The 2,879-nt window shown below is 66.3% G+C and carries 3 protein-coding genes and 1 pseudogene; all 4 read right to left on the bottom strand.

The annotated features are described in order from the left end of the window. Window positions 1–644, bottom strand: a 644-nt coding sequence (locus tag ABTZ94_RS37150) for a putative T7SS-secreted protein (RefSeq protein WP_502967376.1), incomplete at its 3' end; no start/stop codon positions are given. After that, complete coding sequence (locus tag ABTZ94_RS37145; protein ID WP_351207821.1) at window positions 641–1,288, bottom strand: hypothetical protein; 648 nt, start codon at window positions 1,286–1,288, stop codon at window positions 641–643. The genes ABTZ94_RS37150 and ABTZ94_RS37145, both read right to left, overlap by 4 nt. Next, window positions 1,285–1,794: an SseB family protein gene (locus ABTZ94_RS37140; protein WP_351207819.1), complete on the bottom strand. Its 510-nt coding sequence runs from the start codon at window positions 1,792–1,794 to the stop codon at window positions 1,285–1,287. The genes ABTZ94_RS37145 and ABTZ94_RS37140 overlap by 4 nt, the downstream gene beginning before the upstream one ends. A gap of 947 nt (window positions 1,795–2,741) precedes the next feature. Beyond that, window positions 2,742–2,879: pseudogene (locus ABTZ94_RS37135) on the bottom strand (transposase); the annotation flags it as partial.

Genomic DNA, 2,879 nt, shown 5'->3' with positions numbered 1-2,879 from the left:
GCGCCCGGATCGGAGAACTTCCCCGGGTGCGGGAGGGGGTGGTCGGTGTTGCGGACCGCGTTGTATGCCTCGGCCTTCTCCTTGAACGCGGCAGCGGCCGTCTCGTAGTCCTGCTTGCCCTCCTTGTAGAGAGCGATCGCCTCACCGGCCTTGCCCTGCGCGCTCGTGACCGTCCCGGCGTAGGTCTCCAGCGCCCCGGCCGCGTCCTCGAACGCATCCGCCGCGCGCAGCCAGTCTGTGGGCAGGGTCTCGAACTTCGCCCGGAAGGCGTCGGCGGCCTCACCCATCCAGTGGCCGGAGTCGAGCTTCTTCATCCCGCCGCCGACGAGATCGAACGCCTTCTGAAAATCGCGGAGGTTCTTCACCGCGGCACTGATCTTCTCCGGCCTGCCGTGGATCAGCTCGTCGGCTTCCTCACTCTGCCCGAGCTGCTGCTCCCCGACCTTCGCACCCAGCGACGACGCGGTCTCGTCGCCCCAGTCCTCGACCGCGTCCGCCCACTCGTCCGCGCCGACCTTCTCCAGACCGGCACCGACGAAATCGGTGCCCTTGTCGATGCCTTCGCCGACAAACGCCTTGCCCTTGTCGACCAGCTTGCCCGCACCGTCGTAAAGATCTCCGCCGAGCTTCCCCCAGTCCATCAGCGACTCTCCCCCCACCGCGGCTGCTCCGCCTGACGAATCGTCTCCTGCGACGGATCAAGCTGCTCCCTGAGCCGCTCATCCGCCGCTTCCCGCACAGCCGGGTCCACCAGCCCGGAGCGTTCCATCGAGTCCAGCGCCGCGTCCTCCACGTCGTAGGCGGTGTCCTGCCAGTTCTGCTTCACCTCTTCATGCGCCTTCAGCATCGACTCCCCGCTGAAGTCCGGGTCGTCATACGCGGACTGCTTGCTGACCGTGTCCCAGCTCATGGCCTTCACCTCCTCCTCGGACAGGTGCGGATTCCCGTTCAAAGAGTTCACGCCGATCTTGACCGAGTCCTTGATGTACTGCTCCTGCTCCGCGAAAGACCCCGCCGACAACCCGACCCCGAGCGCGAAGCCGTTGCCCTTCTGCGTCAGCGCCCGCACGCCCCACTCCCACCGGTTGCAGAACGTCTCGAACTCCGACGTCAGCCCGCCATGCCCCAACTCCAGCCCCGACAGGGCAAGATCAGAGAACCCCCGGCCCGTCGACGCCTGCCCGATCATGCCGAGATCCTTCAACTCGGCATGTGCCAGATCGATCCCCTTCGCGATCGCGGCCAGGGCCTCCGGCGGCACCTGAAGATCAGAACTCTCCCCGCTCACCGCATCCCCCCGAGATCCACCGCGACCGCATCCGGCACAATCCCCGCCACCGGCGGAAACAACATCCCGCCGTCCTCACTGCCCGCATCCAGCGCCACCCCCGCAGGCCCCGACAACAACGGCACCATCACATCCAACAACCGCGCACCCAACACCGCCTGATACGCCCACTCCCGCGCGGCATCCCCACGAGCCCGCGCGAACCGGGCAAGCGCCTCCTCGTCCGAGAACGCACAGATCCAACGCACCCCGTTCTGCTCCGCCGACCACAGATCCCCGGCCCCATCCAGCGGCACCAGCACCGCCGTACGCCGGAACTCACCCAGCAACACAGCAAACTCACGCTGAGCCGCCGCTGTCCGATCTCCCTCCAGCGTCACGGCAGGGACCGGCTCCAGGGCCACACCCGGTGTCGACCGCACCTCGGGAGCAGGCCAATCGGCCAAGTCGGCGATCTTCGAACGCCGAACAGGCGGCCCTGCTATGTCATCCCCGTTATCGAACACCTGCCGAATGCTGTCACGGCACGCTTCACCGAAGCAACGAGCAAAAATGGCCAGCCAGTCACGGCCCGGACCCGGCCCAGCTCCACGCACGCCGGGATGGGCCCGTAAACGCCCCTGAGTAATGCTCCGCTGAGCCCCTCGGCTCGCATTCGCCCCGAAACCAGGCAGAAAGTGACGCGCCGGAGCCCCAGGGATCGCGTCCGGGCTCTTGGGGTCTTCCGGGTCATGCCGCTGGGGTCGGGCAGGATGGCGGGGGACTTCGGCGACGGCTTCATGCCAAGGCCGAAGATGCCCTTCGAGTTCCTCGGCGACGTCTACGACGCCATCACCGGCCAGAACGGCGGCGCAGGACGCCTTCGTCGACAAGTACCTCCCCGTCCGCCCCACCTACCGCCTCTACCAAGCCCACCCGACACAAACGGCCACGAACCCGCTACGCCCACGACACGGCTCACCGACTGCCCGACCCGGGGTACATCAAGTGCACCGGGAACCGAGCAGCCCGCCATGGCCCGAGATACCGAAATCGTCTCGTGATCGCCCCAGTGACCAGAGCCATGCGGCTGGGCCAGACCCTCAGAGCAAGCGTCATCCGAGCGTCAAGAATCTCCGAACGAGGCCCTGAAGTCGCCGCGGCCGTGGTCGTTTCCGCCATGAAATCGCAGGTCGAGCCACGTCCAGGGGGTGATCTGTCCGCTCGGCCCGCTGCACAGCAGGAAACAGGTCGAGCGGCTCACCCACCCGCAAAGCCGCAGGTCAAACACCCTTTCCTGCCGGCTCAAGGATCACCACGCACTCCACGTGCGAGGTCATCGAGAAGACGTCACAAGAAGCAAGAGGCGAACCATGCAGGCCTGATGGGGTTACCTGGGATCTTGTGTGAAAGCCCCGGCGTTCACGCCGGGGATGAAACGCATCTCAAGACTGCTCTGACCCGCAGGCTGGAGCGGGCGTTTTTGCTGCTCGATGTACTGGCGGACGATCGCCAATGGTGCTCCGCCGCAGGATGCCGAGAAGTACGAGGGCGACCACAGGTGCCCGTGCATGATGGCGTGGTTGATGTGGCCGGTGAACTCCTGGCGTAT

It is taken from the genome of Streptomyces sp. NPDC002785 (assembly GCF_040295565.1).
Lineage (GTDB): Bacteria > Actinomycetota > Actinomycetes > Streptomycetales > Streptomycetaceae > Streptomyces.
The sequence above is the reverse complement of the archived record's forward strand: the minus strand, read 5'-3'. Positions and strand labels throughout refer to the sequence as shown.